At 59.2% G+C, this 23,319-nt stretch carries 20 protein-coding genes and 1 pseudogene; 12 read left to right on the forward strand and 9 right to left on the reverse strand.

Annotated elements, in window-relative coordinates:
• The first annotated feature begins 395 nt into the window (after window positions 1-395).
• The 4 genes from AC0L2B_RS27910 (at window position 396) to AC0L2B_RS27925 (ending at window position 4,897) form a co-directional block, all read left to right on the forward strand.
• Window positions 396-1,679 carry a glycosyltransferase gene (locus AC0L2B_RS27910; RefSeq protein ID WP_473516219.1) on the forward strand — a complete coding sequence of 428 codons (1,284 nt, stop codon included), beginning with the start codon at window positions 396-398 and terminating at the stop codon, window positions 1,677-1,679.
• A gap of 233 nt (window positions 1,680-1,912) precedes the next feature.
• The gene (locus AC0L2B_RS27915) at window positions 1,913-2,896 is read left to right on the forward strand and encodes a class I SAM-dependent methyltransferase (RefSeq protein ID WP_473509533.1); all 984 of its coding nucleotides are present in this window, start codon (window positions 1,913-1,915) and stop codon (window positions 2,894-2,896) included.
• Between the two features lie 25 nt (window positions 2,897-2,921).
• Window positions 2,922-3,881, forward strand: a complete 960-nt coding sequence (locus AC0L2B_RS27920) for a glycosyltransferase family 2 protein (protein ID WP_473747622.1) — start codon at window positions 2,922-2,924, stop codon at window positions 3,879-3,881.
• Window positions 3,882-3,907: 26 nt separating this feature from the next.
• Window positions 3,908-4,897 (forward strand): hypothetical protein, encoded by a 990-nt coding sequence (locus AC0L2B_RS27925; RefSeq protein WP_473747623.1) that lies wholly within the window; start codon window positions 3,908-3,910, stop codon window positions 4,895-4,897.
• On the opposite strand, the gene AC0L2B_RS27930 is transcribed toward AC0L2B_RS27925, so the two are convergent.
• On the reverse strand, window positions 4,884-5,078 hold the full coding sequence (locus tag AC0L2B_RS27930) for a hypothetical protein (RefSeq protein ID WP_473747624.1): 195 nt from the start codon (window positions 5,076-5,078) through the stop codon (window positions 4,884-4,886). The genes AC0L2B_RS27925 and AC0L2B_RS27930 overlap by 14 nt on opposite strands.
• A 181-nt stretch (window positions 5,079-5,259) precedes the next feature.
• Window positions 5,260-5,406 carry a hypothetical protein gene (locus AC0L2B_RS27935; protein WP_473747625.1) on the reverse strand — a complete coding sequence of 49 codons (147 nt, stop codon included), beginning with the start codon at window positions 5,404-5,406 and terminating at the stop codon, window positions 5,260-5,262.
• A gap of 9 nt (window positions 5,407-5,415) precedes the next feature.
• Between AC0L2B_RS27935 and AC0L2B_RS27940 the strand changes: the two are divergent.
• Window positions 5,416-5,656 (forward strand): annotated as a pseudogene (locus AC0L2B_RS27940) (transposase); the annotation flags it as partial.
• Window positions 5,657-5,682: 26 nt separating this feature from the next.
• Here AC0L2B_RS27940 and AC0L2B_RS27945 read toward each other — a convergent pair.
• The 4 genes from AC0L2B_RS27945 to AC0L2B_RS27960 all read right to left on the reverse strand — a co-directional run bounded on the left by AC0L2B_RS27945 (window position 5,683) and on the right by AC0L2B_RS27960 (window position 10,673).
• Complete coding sequence (locus AC0L2B_RS27945; protein ID WP_473747626.1) at window positions 5,683-7,128, reverse strand: lipopolysaccharide biosynthesis protein; 1,446 nt, start codon at window positions 7,126-7,128, stop codon at window positions 5,683-5,685.
• A gap of 793 nt (window positions 7,129-7,921) precedes the next feature.
• Window positions 7,922-9,145: a class I SAM-dependent methyltransferase gene (locus AC0L2B_RS27950; protein ID WP_473747628.1), complete on the reverse strand. Its 1,224-nt coding sequence runs from the start codon at window positions 9,143-9,145 to the stop codon at window positions 7,922-7,924.
• A complete protein-coding gene (locus AC0L2B_RS27955; protein WP_473747630.1) occupies window positions 9,142-10,395 on the reverse strand; it encodes a class I SAM-dependent methyltransferase in 1,254 nt (417 codons plus the stop codon). Before AC0L2B_RS27955 ends, AC0L2B_RS27950 begins: the two co-directional genes overlap by 4 nt.
• A 20-nt stretch (window positions 10,396-10,415) precedes the next feature.
• Window positions 10,416-10,673: a hypothetical protein gene (locus AC0L2B_RS27960; RefSeq protein WP_473747631.1), complete on the reverse strand. Its 258-nt coding sequence runs from the start codon at window positions 10,671-10,673 to the stop codon at window positions 10,416-10,418.
• Window positions 10,674-11,007: 334 nt separating this feature from the next.
• Here AC0L2B_RS27960 and AC0L2B_RS27965 point away from each other — a divergent pair, with 334 nt between their 5' ends.
• Window positions 11,008-11,427 (forward strand): PIG-L deacetylase family protein, encoded by a 420-nt coding sequence (locus AC0L2B_RS27965; protein WP_329608778.1) that lies wholly within the window; start codon window positions 11,008-11,010, stop codon window positions 11,425-11,427.
• A gap of 34 nt (window positions 11,428-11,461) precedes the next feature.
• A complete protein-coding gene (locus AC0L2B_RS27970) occupies window positions 11,462-13,741 on the forward strand; it encodes an FG-GAP repeat domain-containing protein (protein ID WP_473747633.1) in 2,280 nt (759 codons plus the stop codon).
• A 207-nt stretch (window positions 13,742-13,948) separates the two neighbouring features.
• On the opposite strand, the gene AC0L2B_RS27975 is transcribed toward AC0L2B_RS27970, so the two are convergent.
• Entirely contained in the window at window positions 13,949-15,289 is a 1,341-nt protein-coding gene (locus tag AC0L2B_RS27975; protein WP_473747635.1) for a nucleotide sugar dehydrogenase, read from the reverse strand.
• A gap of 324 nt (window positions 15,290-15,613) precedes the next feature.
• On the opposite strand from AC0L2B_RS27975, the gene AC0L2B_RS27980 reads away from it, so the two are divergent.
• Window positions 15,614-16,576, forward strand: coding sequence for an NAD-dependent epimerase/dehydratase family protein (locus tag AC0L2B_RS27980; protein ID WP_027153593.1), 963 nt, complete (start codon window positions 15,614-15,616; stop codon window positions 16,574-16,576).
• Window positions 16,577-16,599: 23 nt separating this feature from the next.
• On the forward strand, window positions 16,600-17,889 hold the full coding sequence (locus AC0L2B_RS27985; protein ID WP_473747636.1) for a glycosyltransferase family 4 protein: 1,290 nt from the start codon (window positions 16,600-16,602) through the stop codon (window positions 17,887-17,889).
• A 577-nt stretch (window positions 17,890-18,466) separates the two neighbouring features.
• On the opposite strand, the gene AC0L2B_RS27990 is transcribed toward AC0L2B_RS27985, so the two are convergent.
• The gene (locus AC0L2B_RS27990; protein WP_473747758.1) at window positions 18,467-19,510 is read right to left on the reverse strand and encodes an NAD-dependent epimerase/dehydratase family protein; all 1,044 of its coding nucleotides are present in this window, start codon (window positions 19,508-19,510) and stop codon (window positions 18,467-18,469) included.
• Window positions 19,446-20,285 carry a glucose-1-phosphate cytidylyltransferase gene (gene rfbF, locus AC0L2B_RS27995; RefSeq protein ID WP_036262410.1) on the reverse strand — a complete coding sequence of 280 codons (840 nt, stop codon included), beginning with the start codon at window positions 20,283-20,285 and terminating at the stop codon, window positions 19,446-19,448. The genes AC0L2B_RS27990 and rfbF overlap by 65 nt, the downstream gene beginning before the upstream one ends.
• Window positions 20,286-20,374: 89 nt before the next feature.
• Between rfbF and AC0L2B_RS28000 the strand changes: the two genes are divergently transcribed.
• From AC0L2B_RS28000 to AC0L2B_RS28010, 3 genes are all read left to right on the forward strand, one after another.
• The gene (locus AC0L2B_RS28000) at window positions 20,375-21,199 is read left to right on the forward strand and encodes a PIG-L deacetylase family protein (protein ID WP_473747638.1); all 825 of its coding nucleotides are present in this window, start codon (window positions 20,375-20,377) and stop codon (window positions 21,197-21,199) included.
• A gap of 647 nt (window positions 21,200-21,846) precedes the next feature.
• A complete protein-coding gene (locus AC0L2B_RS28005; RefSeq protein WP_473747639.1) occupies window positions 21,847-22,326 on the forward strand; it encodes an FG-GAP repeat domain-containing protein in 480 nt (159 codons plus the stop codon).
• A gap of 180 nt (window positions 22,327-22,506) precedes the next feature.
• Entirely contained in the window at window positions 22,507-23,232 is a 726-nt protein-coding gene (locus AC0L2B_RS28010; RefSeq protein WP_473747641.1) for an FkbM family methyltransferase, read from the forward strand.
• Window positions 23,233-23,319 lie beyond the last annotated feature (87 nt).

Raw genomic sequence — 23,319 nt, forward strand, 5'->3', positions numbered from 1 at the left:
CGAGTCACTTGTTCCTTGCGACCAAACGTTGCGACGATCACGACCACTATCATCGACGATCAACTCTCCTCGCGGGCAATGGGTACAGATACGGCGCGCGACCACTGCTTGCGAAGTGAGCGCGCCATGATCCTAATCCGCCGGTCGCGCCGATACAGCCTGCGCATAAGGTTAGCGTTGATGCGTGCTTAGGCCCATCGAAGTAGGAGGCGTACCTCGTTGGAGTACATCCAGCCTCGGGAGGGTGCGGCGCTTAACCCGATAGGCAGCTTGTTTGGACGGGGCGGACGACACACAGTCGCTGAGCATCCGGGCAACAAAGAATTCCGGAAAAAGGTGCCAACATTCCGGGAGGGCAATGCATGCGCCATGTGCGACAGCCGAAAGCAACCACCATGGTGGGCCGGGATACCAAACATTTGCGATCGATCAGCAAGACGCCATTTGCCGGCATCGACCGCAACGCGCGCATCGCCGTCGTGCATGATTGGTGCCCGAACTTTCGGGGAGGGGAGCAGGTCCTTGCCCGGATCTGCAAGATTTTTCCGAGAGCCGAGGTTTTCACCCTGTTTGATTTTCTCCCGAAGGAGATCAAGGAAGAGTATTTTCCAGGCGTAATTTTCCACGTTTCCGGCATGAATCGACTTCCCTTCGTGGAAAAGTACTACAGGTCACTATTCTTTCTCTGCCCGTTTATGATCGAACAATTTGATGTCACGGGTTATGACGCGGTAATTTCCTCTTCGGCCGCATTCTCTCGAGGCGTTCTGACCCGCCCGGACCAACTACATTTGTGCTATGTGCACAGTCCGGTGCGATATGCGTGGGACGAGCAATTCTCCTATTTGCAGCAGGCCCGCTTGGGATTTGGGCCGAAGGGTCTCGTCTTTCGCTACATGCTTCACAGGCTGCGGACCTGGGACACGAGAACGGCGCACGGTCCTGACCTGATGCTGGCAAACTCGAATTATGTCCGCTCTCGAATCGAACGGATTTACGGCCGCGACGCGCGGGTCGTCCATCCGCCCGTCGCCACCGAGGATCTTAAACTCGTCGTCAACAAGGATGACTACTACGTCACGGCCGCGTTCCACGCCCCGTATAAACGAACGGATCTGATAATCGAGGCGTTCAGCAAAACGCCGTCGCGTCGCTTGGTTGTTGTCGGCGACGAAGTACAATCCAAACATCTGCGATCGCTTGCCGGCCCCAACATAGTCTTCACCGGCTATCTGCCGCGGCATGAATACATCGAAAAAATCGCCAAGGCTCGTGCGATGGTGTTCGCCGGATGCGAGGACTTCGGGATAACGCTTGCCGAGGCCCAGGCGTGCGGCACGCCATTGATCGCTTTCGGCCGCGGCGGCGCGCGCGACATTGTCCGGCCGCTTGGCGAGAGCGCCCATCCGACAGGTGTGCTCTTCGACCGTCAGGCCATCGATTCCGTAGCTGGGGCCATTGATCTATTCGAGAAAAATGCGCTGTCCATTACGCCGCACGCCTGTCGCGTGAACGCGACCCGGTTCTCCGAGGAAAGGTTCGACCTGGCGATACTCGACGCCCTTGGCCTGGCCCAGTCTGTCCAACTCGCTCGCGCGACCGAGTACAATGAACTCTTCGGAGCCGAGAGCTCGACGCGCGATATAACCGGTTCACTTGTCGAGCCAATTTTACAATGAATTCAGTTGACCTTCACATGGCAAGCAACAGAAAAGCGCTTCGACCGGCCGCGTGCCCGTGCTGCTCGGCGCCGGTCAGCCGGTCAATCTACCGGGTCGAATCCATCCCGGTGCATAGTTGTGTCCTGCTGAACTCGGCCCGAGAAGCCCACGCCTTTCCCCGCCGCGACCTTGACCTCGCATTCTGCGACGCATGCGGATTCATATTCAACAGGGCCTTTGACGAGACGATCATGGGTTACTCGACCAATTTCGAGGAATCCCAGCATTTTTCCAGCACCTTCAACAGTTTCGCGAAAGGACTTGCACGCGAGATTGCACAAAAATGTGCGATAGCCGGCAAGCACGTGTTGGAGATCGGCTGCGGCAAGGGTGAATTTCTCCGCGAACTTTGCATATCGGGCGGCTCCACCGGGCTCGGTATTGATCCAGCCTATCGAGCCGACAAAGGCCGCAATGATGAGTACGGCGACGTCAAGATCATCGTCGACTATTTCGGACCGGACTACCAGCATCTCCAGGCGGATACGGTCCTCTGTCGCCACACGCTCGAACACGTCAGCTCGGTGTCGAGTTTCGTGCGGCTGATCCGCAAGATGATCGGCAAAAGGACCCAGGATTGGGCGGTCTTCGAGACGCCTGATGCAAAACGTGTGCTCGTGGAGAGCGCGTTCTGGGACATTTACTATGAGCATTGCTCCTATTTCAGTCCTGGCGCGCACGCACGCCTGTTTCGCCAGGAAGGTTTCGACGTTACTGATCTGGAGCTCGTCTATGACAACCAGTACATCGTTCAGTACGCCCGGCCGTCAGCCGGCCGGACGATGCCGAGACTACCGCTCGAGCACGATCTGGAAGTGATGCACCGTTTGGCGGAAACCTTTCCCGCTCGCGTGCGTGCGGTTCAGGATTTCTGGCAGGAGCGCATCCGCGCCGCATACGCCGCCGGCCGGCGGGTCGTCCTGTGGGGCGGCGGCTCCAAGGCAGTGTCGTTCCTGACGACCTTGCAGCTTGGAGACGAAGTCTGGGCAGCAGTCGACATCAACCCATACAAGCAAGGCAAGTTTACGCCCGGGACCGGTCACCCGGTCATCGCGCCAAGCGACTTGTTGGACGCTCCCCCTGATCTCGTCATCGTCATGAACCCGATATACGTGAACGAAGTGGCGCAATCCTTGGTTGCACTGGACCTGCGGCCGGAAGTTGTCGCGGTCTGACGTCCACCCCAGAAGGAGCCTAGAAATGGAACATTCCAAGTCGCCAAAGGTATCCCTTGGTTTACCCGTCTACAACGGCGAGAATTTCCTGTCCGATGCGATTCAGTCGATCCTCGAGCAAGATTTCGGCGATTTCGAACTTGTCATCACCGATAATGCTTCGACGGACAGGACAGCGGATATATGCTTGGAATTTGCGCAGCGGGACAGGCGCATACGCTATGTCCGAAACGTTCGCAACCTGGGAGCCGGTGCCAATTTCAATCGAGCGTTCCAACTGAGCACAGGCGAATATTTCAAATGGTGCGCGCACGATGACCGCTTGAGCAGTGGTTTCTTGACAGACTGCGTGCGTGCGCTTGACGCGAATGCCCGCCACGTCATTGCCTACCCGCGACTGCTGGGGATCGACGAAACTGGTCAACTGACTTCCTATGTCGAAAGGGTGCTGCCGGACATGGGAGGATCGACGCCCGCATCCCGCTTCCGGTTGATGGTTGCTGCGCACGGTTGGGATGCTGCGATGTTCGGCCTCTGGCGCCGGGCGTCGTTAGCTAAAACGACACTGCACGAGCCCTACTACGGCTCGGATTGTGCGCTTCTGGCCGAGATGGCTCTTCTCGGGACGTTTGTTCATGCGCCCAGCGCGATACTATACAGCCGTGATCATCCGACGCGCTCGGTGCGATTGCCAAGCTCCGAGCGACTGGCTTGGCAAAATCCTGGTGACTCCACGGCGAATGCCTTTGAGTTGTCGAGGCGGCTAAAACACCTCGTCGCAATTGCCTATCGGCACAGGCGCAAAGCACCGTTGGGCATGACACTGCTTCATCTGGTTGCGTGGATCTTGGATCCGCTGCTTATCGCGAGACTGTTCCTGGAACTTGTAGGCGCTGTTTCTCCGCAGCTTCGTACCAAGCTCCGCGGCGCTGGCTTGGGAGCGCTGAAGCGCATTGATGCCGCGTCCAACCGATCGCCTGTCTAGAAACGTGACCCGCCGGGAGGCCTTGTATGAACCTTCGCCAAGTCACGCCCGCGGCCGCAGCAGTGTCAGCCTTCCGAAAATTGCCAGAGGGTTCGGGCAAGAGAAATCTGGTGATCGTCCGGGCGGGGCGTAGCTCGTTGCATGCCGGCTGGACTGAGGGGGCGGGCGACGCCGACTTCGATCTTCTCGTCGCCGCCTACGAGGCTGGCGTCTCCCATGGACAGAACGATTTCAGTGTATTTCTCCCGGGGCGCAAGATCGCCGGCTATCATGCCTTGTTTCAATGCTACCCTGAAATTGTGACGCGATATGATCTCATTGCACTGATCGACGATGACATCGAGACGACGAAGCTGGACTTGAATCGTCTGTTCGCCATCGGCCGCCGCTATAAACTTGATCTGTTTCAGCCAGCACTGTCTTGGGACAGCTATTTCTCCTACGCAGCGACGCTTGTCAGCGGCAAGCGATACTTGTTGCGATATACCAACACGGTCGAGATGATGTGCCCGGTGTTCAGCGCCAGGTGCCTGCAAACGGCGTTGAAATTGTTCGGGCTCGGCTACGAGACGGGAATAGACCTTCTTTGGACCCGCCTGACTGACATGCCTTGGTTGCGGTACGCCATCGTTGACGATGTCGTTGTAAGACACACGCGGCCGGTCGGGACGACAAAGACGCTTCAAGGTTTCGCCGCCAACGAGCGTTATGACGTGCAGATGGATGCGGTGCTGAAGAGGTTCGGCGCTGCGTTTCGCGGGTTCGTAACCTATGCAGCGGTGGACCGGCGCGGGCAGCTCATCCAGTCTCGTTTTCTGATCGGCCTTAACTCCCTGTCCCTTTGGCGGGCGCTGTCCAAGACGCCACTTAGATGGCCGCAGTTTATGCGCCGCTCGACCGACTATACGCGACACTGCTGGCTGAGGCCGGTCAACCTGCAACGGATCGACGTCGATGGAGTGATAAAGTCAGGCCATCAGCCGCAAAGGGTGGATCGCAGGATCAGGCAAGGATGATATCGGGCGCAAGACCAAGCTTGTGTGCCGCCTGGGCAACTTCGTCTCGATAGAGCGGGTTCATCACGATGATTGACCGCACGGGTCGGCCGCGCAGGCTCTCCGGCCCAACCACAGTTGTGCCTGTGCCTGGAGAAAAGCGCCCTTGCTTGTGCGGGTTGACGTCGACGAGAGCGCTCATCCGCGCGCCCTCGGGACGACCTTGACGAAAGTGACGCCCTTTGATCCCGCACCCCAGACCACGGTCTGCTCCGGATCCCGCGTTGCAAGGTAATCCCGCCACCAGGCGACTTTGTCACGATAGGTCTGGTCGAAGCGACGGACCAACGCATCAATCTTTCCAGGTCTTGAAAGACCAGCGGTCATCCCGGTTCCGGGAGGCTTGCTTCGATGAAGAGATACTGATCACGGTCGCGTCCCCACAGATGGTGTAGCTCGGCGGTAGCGAAGCCGCTCGCGAGCGCGCCCTCGATAGCGCTGTAGCGAGCGAGCGGCTTTGCGATGGTCATCAACAGAACCTGCGCGCGCTCGTGGAGAAGACTCCGGAATTCCGATCTCTTGCGCGAGATGATTGGCTTTGCCGCCGAGCGGCTGATGGAGCTGGAGGTTGGGGCCGCCACCGGCGCCGGCTGTGGCGAGAAGAACCCGTTGCGCACGGCCCAGCGCAACGGCTATCGCGAGCGCGACTGGGAGACGCGCGCCGGCACCGTCGAGCTGCGCATCCCCAAGCTCAGGAAGGGCTCCTATTTCCCCGGGTTCTTCTAGAGGTCGCGCCCGACACCAAACTAGCCGCGAAGCCTGAGGAACAAGTCTCGCGCTTTGAACAGGTCAGAGCGCACCAGCCCGAAGAGAGCCGTACAATAGACAGCGGCTCCAAGGACAATTGCGCTAATAAGAAGCGTCTCCTGCGCGGCGTGCTCAGGCGCGCTGCTTAGCCACGCGCTGACGGCGCCGAACATCAGGAGGGCGGCGAGAGCCAGTCGTGGGAAGATCTCTAGGGGTCTCAGCACGTCGATACGCGCGATGCGCTGAGCGTAGAAGAGGAAGACTGGTAGGAGGACCAGGCCGCAGGCTACGAGCGCCACCATCGTCATCTCAAGGCTGATCTGCGCAGTGACGGACAACAGCATCGTTGCGACAACAGAGTAGGCAATGTTCAACTTCAGGAGCAACCTGGAGTGACCCATTGCAAGGATCGTAAACGCGCAGAGGCTGTCAATCGTGCGTTGCAGGCCCAGCAGCATGAGAATCTGGACAGCGACGACCCCGCTGGCCCATTGCGGGCCGAAGATAAAGGGAACCGCGATCGGTGCGATCGCGGCAAATCCGATGAATGCAGGAAACCCTGCTATCCCGGCGATGCGGACGGTCGTGTTGAAAAAACGGTCGATCTTTTCGGGTTGATCTTGAATCCGTGACACGGTGGGCATAGTGACAGCCATCAGCGGACTGAGGAATACTTGCACCAGAAGGTCGAGCGGACGACGGGCGAGAGCATAGACTCCGACCGCGTGGGGGCCGAGGAACGTGCCGAGTAGGACCTTTGGAATTTCCTCATTCAAAAAACTCCAGAAAGTCTGGACGATAAGCGGGCCGCCAAATCCTAATAGGTCACGAACCTTTGCATAGGAGAAGGTCAGACGGGGCCGCCAAGAACTGCCAACGAGAAGGACAGCGGTTTCCACAGCCGCTTTTGCAAGGTGCATCCAAATCATGCTCCATACGCCGAAACCGGCTATTACCAAGACGATGCCGAGTGTGCCGCCGACGACGGTGCCGGCAAGTGTACGCAACGCGAACAAGCGGAACTCGAGTTGGCGCTTCAACACAGCCGCAGGTACCGACGAGAGGGCCTGAATTACGACGACCACGCTGCTCCAGCGGATGAGATCTTCGAGAATGGGCTGTCCGAACGCTGCAGCAATCAAACCGGCAGACATCCAGATGAGCCCGCTAATCACTGCGCCGCTCGCGGCGAGAAGCCAGAAGGCCGAGTCAAAGTGTAAGGACTCAATTTTAGGGTGCTGAATGAGTGCCTCCGGTATTCCGATCGTGACCGGAACAGCAAGAATGACGGGTACAACCATGGAGAGGGCGGCGAGGCCGAATGCCTCAGGTCCGAGGTGCCTGGCCAATACGACAAAAATGGCAAACATGGCTGCTTGCCGCCCCCATGTTTCGACTGCTGTCCAAGCCGCGCCGCTGACAATCTTCGCGCCGATCGATGTCATCGCATGTCTCTTTGCCCGTTGGAGGACGGAACTGCGACCTTCGATCGCGCAGTCAAGGCTTTCCGTCTTCGTCCCACGGCTGAGCCGTTAGCGATCTGGCCTGGTCTACGTGAATAAAAAGGAGAGCCGTCGATCTCTCTCCGGCCATCGTTTATCGAGCTGGAATCTCGCGAACGCAGAGTCGTCGCGGGACACAGATGGCGTTTCGCATGTTTGCTCGTCATTCTATTCCACCATCCACAAGCACGCATGGCTGAGGATACTGTGGTTGGCGAGGAAGGGTGGCTGCATCCAGTTCTTATTGGTCATTAGGCAGCTCCTCTGGAAATCCTCTTTGTAGCGCAATCAAATTAGGCGGTGTTAGCTGATATCTTGATGATATCGCCGCGGCCGCGTTGCCGGGATTCGAATTCGTTCGAGTGCTCTTGCAAACCTTACGCCGGAGCGTGGGAACGTAAACGTCCCCAAACGACGTATGTCTTACGCACCCGGGGCAGTTTGGTGCAGTCCGATTACCGATGGACCATCCCGCGTCCCACACGCCCATCCGCGCAGGCGATCAAGAAGCGGGGGCTACCTCTTTCAGCGCTGGCTGATACTCAAGGGCAAACGAGGTGCGCCGCGGCAATCAAAGTGAGAGCGCCTCTCTGCCAGATTGTCGGGCTATAACGAGGCGAGAAAGTCCGATGACCCTTGGTGGAATGGCCATGTTGATCTCAACCGGCACGGTCATTGGAGTATCCCCTACCAATCCCGTTCTGCGCTTTCGTGCCGCCGCGGTTGAATTGAACTTTCATGCAACCGCAATCTCGGGTGTGAAGCCGAGTTCCGCTACGAGACTGGTGATCTCCTCGCGGTAGAGCGGGTTCATGACGATGATTGATTCGACTGGCTGGCCGCGCAACGCCTCCGGAGCAAGGATCGGAGTGGCGGTTCCTGGCGCAAAACGACCTTGCTTGTGCGGGTTCACATCGATGATCGCGCGGATCCGATCGGCGCCTGGCACCACGTTGACGAATGTAATGCCCTTCGATCCCCCTCCCCAGACGACGATCTGCTGGGGATTGCGCCTCGCGATGTAACCACCCAATCGCTCGATCTTGTCGCGATAGGCGCGCTCGAAATCGCGGACGAGCATCTCGATTTCGCGGCTGTCAACGGAAGTAGCGTACTTGGGGACAGCCGGCCGCGCCTCAATGTAAAGATACTGGTCGCCGAAAGACGTCCCTGCATCCAGCACTCGAAAGCCAGCCGTCTCGAACGCCGCGTTCAGCGAAGCGGGCGTGAAATAGGAGGCGTGCTCATAAATGAGGTCCCAGATTCCCATATCCCGGAGCGTGTAAAGGACATTCGGGACTTCAAAGAAGAACACCGTCTCCGGTGCGATGCCCGGATGGGCGCGAAGGGCGCGCAGGAATTTCACCGGCTCGGCGATATGTTCGAGAACCTGGCGGCATACCACCAGGTCAGGACGCAGATCCGCGTAGGAATCGCCGAACCAGTCGTTGATAAATCGTACTCCAGGGACCGCGTCCCCCCGGTTGTCCTCGAAGCTCTTGTCGAAACCGATTCCCTGCGCACCGCTGATCAAGCTTAGCCGCTTCAGGAAATCCCCCTTGCCGCATCCAATATCGACGATCGTCTTCCCCGAGAGCGCGTAGGTCCTGCTCAGGCGCTCGGCCAGCGTTTCAACAAACGCCACGAAACGGGGGGAGTAATGAAGCGAATTCTCGTAGCTTTGCGTATAACCGATGCGATTTTCCTCGAATGAGGCGTTGAAGACGTGCGTGCAGCCGAGGCAGAAGGTAGTCGCAAATCTGCCGGTCTGTGCCGCGCGCGCCGATGCCGCGTCCGCACAAAGCGCGTTGCAGAGCAGGGGCAACGCTTCGAATAGCACCGAATTGAGCAGATTTCGCTGACCGCAGACCAAGCAATCGGTTCGAATGGAACCCGTCGACTGCGTCGGTCCATCGGCTTTCAGGCAAGCCATCTGTGCGCGGTCCGCCTGTTTTGTCATATGATTCTCGGCGTTGGGACGGGGAGGATGAATTTTCCGCCGCGTGCACGATACTCGGCCTGTTGATCGAGAATTTCATCTACGAAATTCCAAGCAAGGAGAAGCACGTAGTCGGGTTGCACCTCGAGAAGCGCTTCAGTCGAGCGGATCGGCAGGCGCTGTCCGGGCATATATTTGTTGTGTTTATAGACGTTGCGATCCACGACGAAGTCCACGAGGTCGCGTCCGATGCCGACGGTGTTAATCAGCGTTGCTCCCTTGGCTGCAGCTCCATAGGCGGCAATCGTGGCACCCTGCGACTTTAACCGGCGTAAGAGCGTGGAAAGGTCGCGCTTCAGCGCGTCGACCTTGGTGGAGAAATCGCGGAAATAGCCGATCGCATCGATCCCGCGCGAGGCTTCATGGGCAAGCTGGTCCTTTACTGTCGCACCCACGTTCTCGCGCGATTCCACATAAAGGCGCAGCGAACCGCCATGGATTGAAAGGTGCTTGACCTCATTGAGGTAAAGCCCGTGGCGGCGAAAGAGCTTATCCAGTGCAGTAACTGAAAAATAGCAAAGATGCTCGTGATAGATCGTGTCGAACTCACAATGTTCGATCAAAGGTTCGACGTAGGGTGCCTCGATAACCGCCACACCGTCATCCTTGAGAAGTCGGGCAATTCCTGCCACAAATCCGTTGGTGTCGGCCACGTGGGCGAGCACGTTATTGGCATGGATAATGTCCGCGCGCATGCCTTGCGCGCACAGCGTTTCAGCGACATCGCGGGTGAAGAATGCACAGCGCGTGGGCACGCCGACCCTCTCGGCAGCGGCGGCAGGTCCGTCGGCCGGATCAATTCCGAGCACCCGAATTCCCGCCTCGACGTAGTTCTTCAGCAGATAACCATCATTGCTCGCCAATTCGATGACAAGGCTCTCCGGGCCAAGACCGCGGCGGTTGATCAGATCAAGCGCATTCGCACGCGAATGCTTTAAGAGAGCAGGGGAGAAAGAGGAATAATATGGATAAGAATCGGCAAAAAGAATTATCGGATTCACCGTCTCGGTGATCTGGACGAGGCTGCAGTCTTTGCAGAACGCGACGCGCAGCGGAAAAATGGGCTCCGGTTCGCCGATGTCGCTGCTGGTGAGAAGGCGATCGGCCAGTGGCGTTTTACCGAACTCGAGAAACGTCTCAATGCCAGTTCCACCGCAAGATCGGCAGGCCCGCTCGGTTACCGACTTCGCATCTAGGCACATCATGTCCATATCGTCCCCCTTAGCCCGGCTCAGTCTGCTTTGGCCAGAACGGGAACGCGACCAGGTGCTCGTCCAGTTCGCAATCGCGGATCAGCTTTTTCACGTGGGCGATGCGCTTGAAAGCGCTCCCCCTCGAACTCTTCAAGCAAGAGACCAACAGTGCCGAATGCCTCGTAGAACTGCGCGACGTCGCGTCGGGCCGTCCGTTGCGGCTTGAACACGTGCAGGCTCTCTGTTTCCTCGGCCAGCCGTGTCCCAAATCCGCCCGCGAGGATACCCACTTTCATAAAGTCTTCCCCACCAGCAAACACACGTCTCGAACGTCCGTGAGTTCTGTTACCATGGGCGATCGGGGTTCAACAACGCGAGCGAACGGATGATGGAAGCGCACCAATGTGGACCTTTAGGCGGACCTTCAGCACCATGCTTGATACTCAATTGCGACTGCGACTTAGGCCGTTTGAAGTAGGCGACTGGTCAGCGTCGGCTGTCATTGTTGCGCCGCATCCGGCCTCGGGTGCCTAGGTCCGTTTTGGTTTTTGTCACCGATGGCGCTGCGTCCTCATAGGGACCTTAGGCAGGACGACACGCGAGGCCGGAGCCATAGAAGCAGTTCATCGTCTGGGCGCATCATCCGAAAGTGTTACATTCTTACGCCTTCCAGGCGGGGCGGCCAATCATCACGTTCATGCGATAACACATGCGGTCGTGTCGATGCTCAACACATGGCGGCCGCAGAGCGTTTTCGTGAACTATGCAAAGGATCCGACTTCCGATCATGTCGCCGTCAATGCAGCAGTTCGCGCGGCGCTTCGTGCTTATGGTCGCCCTGTTACGGTATTCGAGTATCCAGTCTGGATTGGTACCATTGCGTCGTCCACGCTCAATAGCCTCGCCTGTCTTGGCGATGTTATCGGCGTAATGCGGGAAGCGCTGGCGGCGCATGCGTCGCAGATGCAGCGCCTGGAGAACCAAGATGAATGGCGGACGCTGTCGGACTTGTCGGGGGGAGATTTCGTCGGGCGGTTGCTGGCCGACTAGGAAATGTTCACACGCTACGAAATCAACATTTAGCATGTTCGGCCGCCTGATCGCGGTCCTCATGATCGGCTACACCCTCGCAAGTTGCGAGGCCGCTCAGGGACAGGGACCTCCCGAAGAAATTCTACAGTCGGGTCTTGTTTTTGAACGCAAAGAGATTGCCCCCTATTCAGGAGACGTAAAGCTTGTTGGCGATATAGACGGCGACAGTCGACTAGATTTCGTTCTTGGCGGCTTCCCCGAGGATGCGATGTCTTGGTGGCGGTGGCCCGATCTGGTTCACACCGTAATCGCGAGGCCCCGCGTCGAGTTCACCACCGACGGAGTGCTTGCCGACATCGATGGGGACGGTGATCGCGACATCGTCACGGCCGATGGGCCCGATGCTGTCAATCTCGTCTGGTTCGAGAACCCGCGGCCGAATGGTAACCCGACCCACGGTCCCAGCTGGAAGCGTCGGGAAATCGGTGCAGTCGGCAGCTGGGGCAAAGACATCAAGGCCGCTGATTTCGACGGGGACGACCTCGTTGATATCGTCGTTCGAGCGCCTGGCGAAGTGATGATTTTCTTCCAGGAAAGCCCGAGCTCCTGGGCCCGCGTGGGCTTGTTCTTCAACCTTGGCGAAGAGGGAATGGCAATCGGCGATATTGACGGCGATGCTGATGTCGATCTCGTCCTGCACGGAGTATGGGCGTCGAATCCAGGCGCAGCGGCAGCACGCGATGCAGCACTATGGCGCAGCTACGAGCTTGGTCCGTTCAATCCTGCATTCAAGGCGCTCGTCACCGACCTTGACCAGGACGGCCGCGCCGACATTCTGACTTCAAGTTCCGAGCACACTGACGACGTTGCCTGGTTCCAGCCCCTCGCCGGACCGACGGGCCGCTGGATCCGCCATGTCATTCAGCCTTCTGTTGCGGGCGCCCATACGCTGCAGGCCGCCGACATGGACGGAGACGGGGACAACGATGTCGTTGTCGGGCAGATGCATACGACCGAGGAGCGCAAGCTCGCGATCCATTACAATGTCGACGGGCGAGGAACGCGCTGGGCCCGTCAAGTGATCGACGATGTGGGTCTCCACAACGGCGTCGTCGCCGATGTCGACAGGGACGGTGATTTTGACATCTATGGGGCGAACTGGGTGGGCAACCCGCCTGTCAGAGTGTGGATCAATCGGCTGGATCCGGCTGCATCGGTCCGCCTCGACCGCTGGACCTATCATCGCATCACGAACGGGCACGTCCGCTCCTTTGGGATCGCTTTTTCCGCCATCGATGGTGATGATCTCACTGACATCATCTCGGGTCCGTTCTGGTACCGTCAACCGTCCGAAGCCTGGAACACAGAATGGGAACGGACCCCGCTTGCCGAGGGTGTGGACGCGGTCGCAGCCCTGGATCTCGATGGTGACGGGCGCGGGGAGGTCATAGCACAGCGCGGCGGAGGCAGGGCGCTGCACCTGGTGTGGCTCCATGCCGAGGACATTGAAGCGCACCGCTTTGAAGAGCACGAGATCGGAGAGGTTCCCGCCGCCAGTCATGAGCTCGGCTCTCAGGGCCATGTGCTAGCCCAGGTCGTAAAAGGTGGGAAGCCGGAGCTGGCGGTCTCGAGTGGCGGTGGGGTTTTCTATTTTAAGATTCCTGACGATCCAACAGTCGAGCCATGGCCGCGCACCCGCATCTGCGCCGAAGCGTCTGATGAAGGGATCGCATTCGCCGATATCGATAGGGACGGTCTACTTGACCTTGTCGCCACGACCGGCGATGCAAAGACGGCCGCATGGTGGCGCAATCCGGGTGACGGCTCGCCAGACTGGGAGCTTCGGCATGTTGGAAAAGTTCCTGAAATGGTCTATCCCGACCGCGTCGCGGCCGCCGATCTTGATGGCGATAGGCGTGCGGACATCGTCGTGACCGAGGAAAATGGCAAAGCCGACAGCGCTAAGGCGTATTGGTGGCACAACCCCGGCGACAGCTCCTCCGACTGGGAGCAACACGAAATCACCTCGCGCGGTTCCCTTAATAGCCTTTCAGTGTCCGATATGACTGGCGACGGCAGGCCGGATCTTATCATGGGCGAGCATCGCGGCGCACTTCGTCTCTCGAGCTGGCATAATCTGGGTGGGGGACGGTTCATCGAGCAGCTGGTCGGCGAAGGGATGGAAAGCCATCTGGGAGCAAGGACGGTTGACCTCGACGGTGACGGGGATCTCGACATTGTGTCGATCGCATGGGACGCATTCGAAGCGATCCATGTCTGGCGGAATGACGCGGTCGGCAAGGATGCTGATGGCGACCAAAAGGCCCGCTGACGAGGAGGGGTGAGCACCGGCCGGCGCCGCATGAACCGTAGCGAGCTCAGCCGGCTCCACCTGTTTGCACGGCTGCGCAGGCGCTCATGCCTCGACGCTCAAGTCCGGGAAAGTGCGATGCGCTGAATGAATTCAACCGCTCGACGTGCTAAACCATTCGACGTTGCCGCTAGCAGGTTCACCAAGCCAGTGCGCAAGTCGGGCCGCTCATGCCTTTACGACGTTGTCGGTGCGTGACTGACTACGCGCACACGCATTTCGGGTATCGAGCACCAGCTTTGCGTGCTTGGTGATGTTCTGCCAATCGATCGCATCGTGATCTGTCGAGATGACAACGGCATCATACGATGCCAAACTGCTAGCGCAGATATCCACAGAGGGGCGACCTGCCAGGTTGGCGTACTCTCTTGTTCCGGGTATCTCCGGTACGTAGGGGTCGTGGTAATCAACGACTGCCCCGCGTCGCTCCATGATGTCGATCAGCTTCAACGATGGGCTTTCTCGTGTGTCACCCACGTTTTTCTTGTAGGACATCCCGATCACCAAAATCCGCGAACCACTCAGGCCGCGGCTCGCTCGCCGGTCCAAGGCCTCCACAAGGCGGTCCACCACATAATGCGGCATGTTCGTGTTGATTTCACCGGCAAGCTCAATGAAGCGTGTTGTTACTTCGTACTCTCTTGCCTTCCAGGTCAGGTAGAATGGGTCGATCGGGATGCAGTGCCCGCCGAGGCCGGGGCCTGGATAAAACGCCATATATCCGAACGGCTTGGTCTTGGCGGCTTCGATCACCTCCCAGACGTCGATGCCCATCCTGTCAAAAATCACCTTTAGCTCATTGACCAACGCAATGTTCACAGAGCGGAATATGTTCTCGGTCAGCTTCACAGCCTCTGCCGTTGCGGTGGAGGCCACGGGAACGGTTTGCACAATGATCTGATCATACAGCTCCTTGGCAACTTGTAGGGACGATGGGTCGTCGGCGCCTATCACCTTTGCAACTTTGGCGGTGGTGTGTACGTCGTTGCCTGGGTCCACCCGTTCGGGCGAATAGGCGAGAAAAAAGTCCTTTCCTAGAGAAAGATTCGTCGCCTCGAGTAGCGGCTGCACGATCTCTCGCGTCGTTCCTGGCCAGGTCGTCGACTCCAGAACGACAAGTTGACCAGGGCGCAGCCGCTCCGCGATCGCACGTGCGCTGTTTTCGACGAACGAGAGGTTCGGCTCCCGGTTTTTGGTAAGCGGCGTTGGCACCGCTATCAAGATCGCGTCGGGTTCGCCTAGATCGGCGAAATCGCTGGTGGCGCGAAACCGCTTGCTGTCGACAGCCACTTTGATGGCAGCACCAGACAAATGATCTATGCCTGTTTCTCCGCGGTTAAGAAGTGCAACCCGAGACGCGTCGATGTCGAAACCGATAACTTTGAACCCCGCGTCCAGCGAGATCATGGCGAGCGGCAGACCAACGTAGCCGAGGCCCATGATGCCAATGGTGTAGTCCCGCGTTCGGATGCGGTTAACCAGTTCCTGAAGGTCTGGAGCAGTCTGCATGGGATGCTGGCAACTTTCGCTTCAATGTCGACAATAAAGGATCGCCTCAATTACCGCGGGGAAGCAGTTCACAGCAATCAGCAAAATGTATGCGGTTAGCCAACCCCAGAGCTGAAAACAGCACGGATTGCACCATTGGGAGAACAGCCGAAATGCTTACCCCAAGCCACGTTGTCAAATAAACCTGGCGCTGCCACATTTAACTTTCAAGCGACGTCCTCAAGGATCTGGGAGCCACCTTCGCTCGCGAGATCGAAGATGTCGCGTTGGCGAAGGGACGCACCCTGCGTCAGTCGATTAAACTGTTCGGTTGAGGTGGGGAATATGACGCAATCGATCCTGGTAACTGGTGGAGCGGGCAATATCGGCAGCGCCCTCACTCGCGCGTTGGTCAAGCTACCTCAGACCCAGGTGGTCGTCGCTGACAACCTGTCGACCGGAAGTCGAGACAAGGTACAAATAGACGCGGGCAATCTGACCGTAGTAAAGGCGGATGCGAACGATTTCGACGACATCTCATCGTTGTTCTACCGCTTCCATTTCACCCACGTCTTCCACTTCGCAGCCGTGGTCGGTGTGCAGCGGACTTTGGCAAATCCGTTGCTCGTGCTGCGCGACATCACCGGTATCGAGAACGTGCTGAGGCTATGCAAGAACACCGGCGCCGAGCGTGTCTACTTCGCTTCGTCATCGGAGGTATATGGCGAGCCTTTCGAGATTCCTCAAAACGAGAGCACCACGCCGCTTAACTCTCGTCTGCCGTATGCAGTGGTGAAGAATCTTGGAGAGGTCTATCTGCGCACTTTTCAGCGTGAGTTTGGACTGCCATTTACCATTTTTCGCTTCTTCAACACCTACGGACCACGTCAGAGCGAGGATTTCGTTCTGCCGCGATTTGTGCGTGCCGCCCAGCGCGGCGAGCCCCTGACGATTTACGGCGACGGTTCGCAGACCCGCACCTTCTGCTATGTCGACGACACGGTTGACGCTTGCATCGCGGTTCATCGAACGCGCGCGCACGAGAACGAAGTGATCAACGTGGGCAGCGACGTGGAAATGAGCATTCGACAGCTGGCCGAGTTTGTCATCGAAGTGCTGGGCTCGTCATCGAAATTGGAATTCCGACCGCCCCTTGCGGAGGGCGACATGACGCGCCGCTGTCCTGACACGAACAAGATGAAAGCTATATTGAACCGTCCCCTGGTGCCGCTCGAAGAGGGCATTCGCCGCCTCGCCGACCACCTCTCCCGACCGGAAGACCGCCCTGCACTTAGAAGAGTCGCCTGAACGAGCTGACGGTGGGGAGTGACATGAAGCTCGTATACGTCGGTCAGCCGTACGATAGACTTTTTCCGCCTGTTCAAAACTCAATCGGTCTGATCGTCTACAATACGGCGCTGCGGCTCGGCGAGGGCCTGCAGATTACGCTCTATGGCAAGCATTATCGAGACGACACGGTGCCCGCGGACCTGCCATTCGCGGTGCGGCGGGCTGCGGCGCGGCGTGACCGCGCGTTGCAGCGGATCATCCGCCAGTTTCCGCGCCTGGCGCGCTGGCTGCGGCTGGATCGGAAGGCCGATGACCACTCGCAATATCGTAACAAGGTTCGTCGCTACCTCGCCGTCGATCGACCAGATATCGTCCATTTGATGAATTACTGGGCATGGTGCCGGGAACTGAAGGCAGCCAGCTCATCCCATCGGCTCGTGCTTGAGATGCAGTGTGAGTGGCTGTCACAGCGTGACCGCGATCAGGTGGCCGGTCAGCTCAAGGTGGTGGATGCGGTGGTCGCCGTCAGCGACCACATCGCAAGCACCTTTCGTTCTGCATTCCCGGACTATCCTGGCGTCGTTGCCACCGTCGGTAATGGCGTGGACGTTTCTTACTTTCGGCCGAGCGAGCAGCGGGCCTCCGCATCCACCAGAACCCGACGTGCCATCTTGTTCGTTGGGCGGGTATCGCCAGAGAAGGGGCTTCACACACTGATCGAGGCCTTCAGTGAGGTTGCGGCCAGGTTTGCGGACGTCGACCTTCGGATCGCAGGGCCGCAATCGCCGCTTTCCGTAGACTTCCTGACCAGCCTCTCGTCGGATCCGCGGGTTACCGCATTGAACCGTTTCTACGATCGCTGGGGCAATTGCAAATATCGGGAACACTTAGAGGAACTCATCGAGCGCCACGGGTTACGTGATCGAATTCATTTCGTGGGCAACGTGCCCCACAAGGACCTCGTAGCGACGTATCATGAGGCCGACATTGTGGTGAATCCGTCACTCAGCGAGAGCTTCGGAATATCGGTCGTGGAGGGGATGGCCTGCGGGATACCGGTGGTTGGAACGCGCGTGGGCGGGATGTGTGAATCCATTCTAGCTGGCAGCACCGGGATGCTGGTCGAAGTCGATGCTCCTGGCGAGCTCGCCCAGGCATTGATCACGATGCTGAAGGATACGGTCCGGGCAAGCGAAATGGGCAGCGAAGGGCGCAAGCGTGCCGTCGAGCTGTATTCGTGGGAGGCGCGCGCAGAACGGCTCAAGTCAGTCTATCAGAAACTGCGCCCAGGCACGCCGGTCCATGTTTCCACAAAGGTCGTGAGCCATTGAGCCTTAGCGATGGGCGGCGCGCGCCAAGTGCCTCACAGCATGTAGGCCGATGTGATGAGCATGCGGCGATCCTCAGTGTAGCGCTCAACCCGGTATCGGTTTACGGCCAACCCGTGTCGGATTGAAATGGGCCCGTCAGGCCCGCCGTTCTCCTTCCCTAACGGGCGTCAGGGGCACCCAGCCCAAAGGGCGGAGAGAGGCCGAGTGAACCTGTTCTACAATTCGCAACACATTACTGGTGGCGAGGCGGTGGCCTCGGGATCGTAGCGCGACGCGGCGACCAGATTTTGCGCGACGCATCCAGAAAAGCCGGCGTATGGGCTGGTCGGAGTTCGAGACCCTGACGGCGCGCGGGTCGCGAAGAGCCGAGTGCGGGAAAGCCGCACGCCCGGATCTGTGAGGGCGAAAGCCGAATGGCTGAGCTACTCGACCTTGAGGGAAAGCCTATCAGCTAGGGGCGTCGTGCCGAGCTTCAGGAAAGTGTCGATGTGACTTCCGCCGCAGGAGCGGCAAATCTGCTCGGTTGCAGAGCCCTGCACCAGCAATCATCATGGCCATGGCTCCGGGCTGTGTTTGTTCAAACCGCTACCGCTAACTGCGACGTGCGGCGCAGATCGGTATCCAGTTCGCCATCTTGGATCAGCTTCTGCACATGGGCGATGCGCTTGAACCGCTCGCCCTCGAAATCCCCAAGTGCAAGGCCCGCCGCGCGAAATGTGTGATAGAGCTGTTCGATACCGCGCCGCGCTGTCCATTGCGGCTTAAACCCGTGCAGGCGGCGACCAATATAGGTGCAGTCGACGCGATAGCACCGTTTGTCTGGCCCGGCGTCGGGCGCGAACTTCACCCGGCTGTCGGGAACGATCGTTTGCACCAACTCCGCGATCTCCCGAATCTGATAGTTTTCCGTGGTCAAGCCGACATTGAATGCCTCGTTGTGGACCAGCTCTCGCTCGGCCTCGAGTACCGCGATATAGGCCAGCGCAATGTCTTCCACATGGACGATCGGACGCCATGGCGAACCGTCGCTCTTGAGATAGACCAGGCCGGTCGTGTAGGCCCAGGCGGTCAGGTTGTTGACCACCAGATCGAAGCGGATGCGAGGCGACAGGCCGTAGGCAGTGGAAGCACGCAGGAATGTCGGGCTGAACGATTGATCTGCCATCGGCGCGACCGCTCGCTCCACATTTGCCTTTGAGGCGCCGTAAGGCGTAACCGGGTTGAAGGGAGCATCTTCAGTTAGAAAGCTGTCGCCGGCCGCGCCGTAATTGCTGCAAGAGGAGGCATACAGGAACCGCTGGACGCCGGCGGCCTTGGCGAGCTGCGCAAGCCTTACCGAAGCGCCGCAGTTGATTTCCTCGGTAAGCAGGGGTCGGTAGTCCCCCAACGGATCGTTTGACAGTCCGGCGAGATGGATGATCGCGTCGAAGCCGGCGACGTCGTCGATGTCGATGTCGCGGATGTCTTTCTCGATCGTCGGCACTTCGGCCAACGTCCCTACGAAAGTGCATGACCGGAAGATGTCGCTGTCTAGGCCGGTGACGTCATGGCCGCGTTCAAGCAGCATCGGAGTCAGGACGGAACCGATGTAGCCGAGGTGGCCTGTAACCAGAACTTTCATCGATCGATTCCCATGTTTTCCAGGGCGCTTGCCCGCTGTCCCACAATTTTTGAAGGAGATGCTTTTCACGGATGGTGTCCATGCATTGCCAGAAGGATTCGTGGCGATATGCCATCAGTTGGCCGTCAGTCGCGAGCCGCTGCATTGGCGCGTGTTCGAACATGACATCGTCGCCGTCGATATAGTCCTTTATGCCCGGCTCGAGCACGAAGAAGGCGCCATTGATCCACCCCTCCGAGGCCTGTGGCTTTTCCGTGAAGTCGACAACGCGATGGCCATCGAATTCGATGTGCCCGTAGCGTGCCGGCGGACGCACCGCCGTCATCGTTGCAAGCTTGCCATGCGATTTGTGGAAGGCGATCAGCCTATCAAGGTTGACGTCCGAAACGCCATCGCCCCAGGTGAGCATGAATGTCTCGTCGCCCATCCAGTCGATCAGGCGTTTTATGCGGCCGCCCGTCAGCGTATTCAGTCCCGTCTCCACAAGATCGACGGACCAGTCAGGCAGCGAGTTCGAGTGGCGCTTGACGCTTCCCGATGCGGCATTGACAGTCAAGCTGCCATCGAATGCGACATAGTCGCTGAACCAGCGTTTGATGTATTCGCCCTTGTATCCCAGCGCGACGGCGAACTCGCGGTGCCCATAGGCATAGTAATGCATCATGATATGCCAAAGGATCGGCTTTGCTCCGATTTCGACCATTGGTTTCGGCCGGATCTCGGTTTCTTCCGCCAGCCGCGTTCCCAGTCCGCCAGCAAGAATTCCTACCTTCATTGTTTTCTCACCCCAATCGCCTACAGTGTTTTGCTAGCATGCGCAGGTCGGGTTGAACCACACCGAAGAAGGGATGATCGGAATCATCGATGCATGACGTCAGGCATACGATTGGTGCTATGCTCGATAGAGCGATGTGTAACCAGTCTCATCCATTCGACGTAGCAGACTGGCAGGCATCGGCGGTCATCATCGCACCCCATCCCGATGATGAAACGCTGGGATGTGGAGGGGTCGCCAGCAAGAAGCTTAGCTCGGGCGCCGATGTCCAGTTTATTTTCGTCACCGACGGCTCGGCGTCGCATGCAAATCGGGTTGAGGGCCAGGCCCTACGGATCATCCGTGAGGGCGAAGCGATCGAGGCGGTTTGCCGGTTGGGCGGATCTGCTGATCGGGTGAGATTTCTGCGAGTTCCCGACGGCATGGCTAAGCATCATGTCGGCAAGATCGCAGACGCGATCGCTGAGTTGCTTTTCGCTTGGCAACCACAGAGCGTGTTCGTCACCCATGCAAAAGAGCCGCCGGCGGACCATGTTGCCACCAATCTTGGCGCGCGAGGCGCGCTGCAACTGTATGGCCGGCGCGTGACCGTGTTCGAATATCCCGTCTGGTACTGGTATCAGTGGCCGTGGGTTCGTCTGCACGATCGAGTGCGTGGATTCAATCGCACCGCATTGCGGCAAACGGTCCGGACCCTTGCCGGCTTGCGGGGCGTTAAGATGTTCAACTCCCACGCTTTTATCGGCGACGTGATAGATGTAAAACGTCACGCGCTGGCAGCTCACCGGTCCCAGATGGAGCGGCCGGCGGGACTCGACGACTGGCCTATCCTGGCGGATGTAGGTGGGGGCGATTTGCTGAATCGGCTGCTGAGCGAGCACGAGATGTTCACGCGATACGAGCTTAATGCGTGAACGTAGGCGGCCTGAAGCGTCTCGGGAGGAAGTCGGCGGGTGGCCATGACCTGTTCGGGTTCGACCCAAAGCTGCGGTGCGGCTTCGATCCCTCTGCGACTTTACTTGCGGCCCGTTTTGGATGCGCCGCCGTTCCATCCAAGACAGAGCCTCGGGTCCGTTCTGGTATCGCCGGCCGGCCGATCCCTGGCAAGGTGAACGGGAACAGATACGGCTCGGCGAGGGAGTGGATGCGATCGCGGCAATCGATGTTGACGACTGACGCGCGGAAGTGATCGCCAGCGCGGTGCAGGCGAGACGCTGAACCTGGCGTGGCTTCAGGCGCAGCAGGCGTCAGCGCGCGGCTTTGAGGAACGTGCAATCGGCGAGGTCGGCAGCCACAAGCTGGGGGCTCAAGGGCCATGCACTGGCGCAGATCGTCGAAGGCGGCCGGCAGAGCTTGCGGTCGCAAGCGGTGTCGGAGTGTTCTACTTTCCCATCCGCACGACACGGCGGCGGGGGCCGCTAACCCGCATTTGCCCTGAGGCCTCCGACGAGGGAATCGCCTTTGCCGATATCGACGGCGACGGCCTGCTCGACCTTGCGGCCCGCCAAGGAGATCGCATGGTGGGGCAATCCGAGGGATAGCTCTCCTGACTGGCGGCGACGTGGCCAATGTCCCCAACATGGTCTATCCGGACCGCGTGGCGGTCGCCGATCTGGACGGCGACGGACGAACCGACATCGTCGTGAGTGAAGAAAACGGGCAGACCGACCACGCAAAGGCCTATTGGTGGCGCAATCCCGGCGACATCAAGCAAAACTGGGAACAGCAGGAAATCACCTCGCGCGGCTCGCTCAACAGTCTTTCGGTGGCCGATATGAATGACGACGGCCGGCCGGACCTCGTCATGGCCGAGCACCGCGGCGCCCTGCGCCTTTCGCTCTGGCGCAATCTGGGCGGCGGGCGGTTCATCGAGCAGTTGGTCGACGAGGGCGTCGAGAGCCATCTCGGCGCCCGAACGGCGACCTCGACGGCGACGGCGATCGTGAGATCGGGTGGGGATGCTCCCCACGCGATCCATGTCTTGCGCAACCGTGCCACCGTTCCATCGGACCGGGAGGCCGGGCAGGTACCCCCAAGATGAGATATGGCCCGACAATCGGAGTAGCGATCAGCCGGAGGGAGTAGGAGTCGGCCACCGTTGTCGGGCTCGATCCCGGGCGCACAATCTGTCACCTTCGCGGCGAGCGGCACGGGCTGGCCCCGTCCCGAGGCGTCGCAGAATGGGGAAGAGCGCGTGACATTGACGGCAAGGTTCCTCAGCGTGTTCGGCGACGCGCGCGTCATAGCCAAGGGCGAGGCCGCCGGTCTCAAGCTCGTGGCGAAGCGCGCCGACCCCAACTTTGTTCGCGGCACCTACGAGCCGCCCATCCAACAGGCGATCGCGGCAAACCTGGCGCCTGGGGACGCCTTTTTCGACATCGGCGCGAATATCGGTTTCTTCAGCCTCATCGCCGCGCGCCGCGTCGGGCCGCGCGGTCAAGTCTATGCGTTCGAACCTGTCCCCCGCAACGCCGCCGCTGTCGCAGAAAGTGCGCGGCTCAGTGGGTTCGACACGATACGGGTGTTCGCCGAAGCTGCGGGCGCCACATCCGGCCGTGGCCAGCTTCTGCTCGCCCATCACATCGGCGGCGCCGCGCTTGCCTCGGCAGGAGCACCGCCGGACATGAGTGGCCAGCTGGAGGTCAGCATAGTCGCTATCGACGATGCCATCGCCCAGCGAGGCCTCAGGCCGCCCTCGCTGGTCAAGATCGACGTGGAAGGCGCCGAAATCGACGTCCTGGGCGGTATGACGGAGACGCTGCGCAGTCACCGTCCGAAGGTGATTTATGAGGTCGACGATGCAACGCGCGAGGGGCTCGACCGCAAGGCCCGAAAGATCGCGGAACTCCTGACTGCTTCCGGCTACGCATTGAAACCGCTGCCAGCCTCCTATGGCAATGGGGAATGGCGGGTCGAACACGTCTTGGCGCAGCCGGTGGGCGCTTAAGAACTGGATTTGCCGGCGTCATGGCAGGGATTCCACGCAGGGACAGCAAGCCTGATCAACGGGACAAGCGAGGCAGTGCGCGACTTC

This window comes from Mesorhizobium sp. WSM4815 (assembly GCF_055811575.1).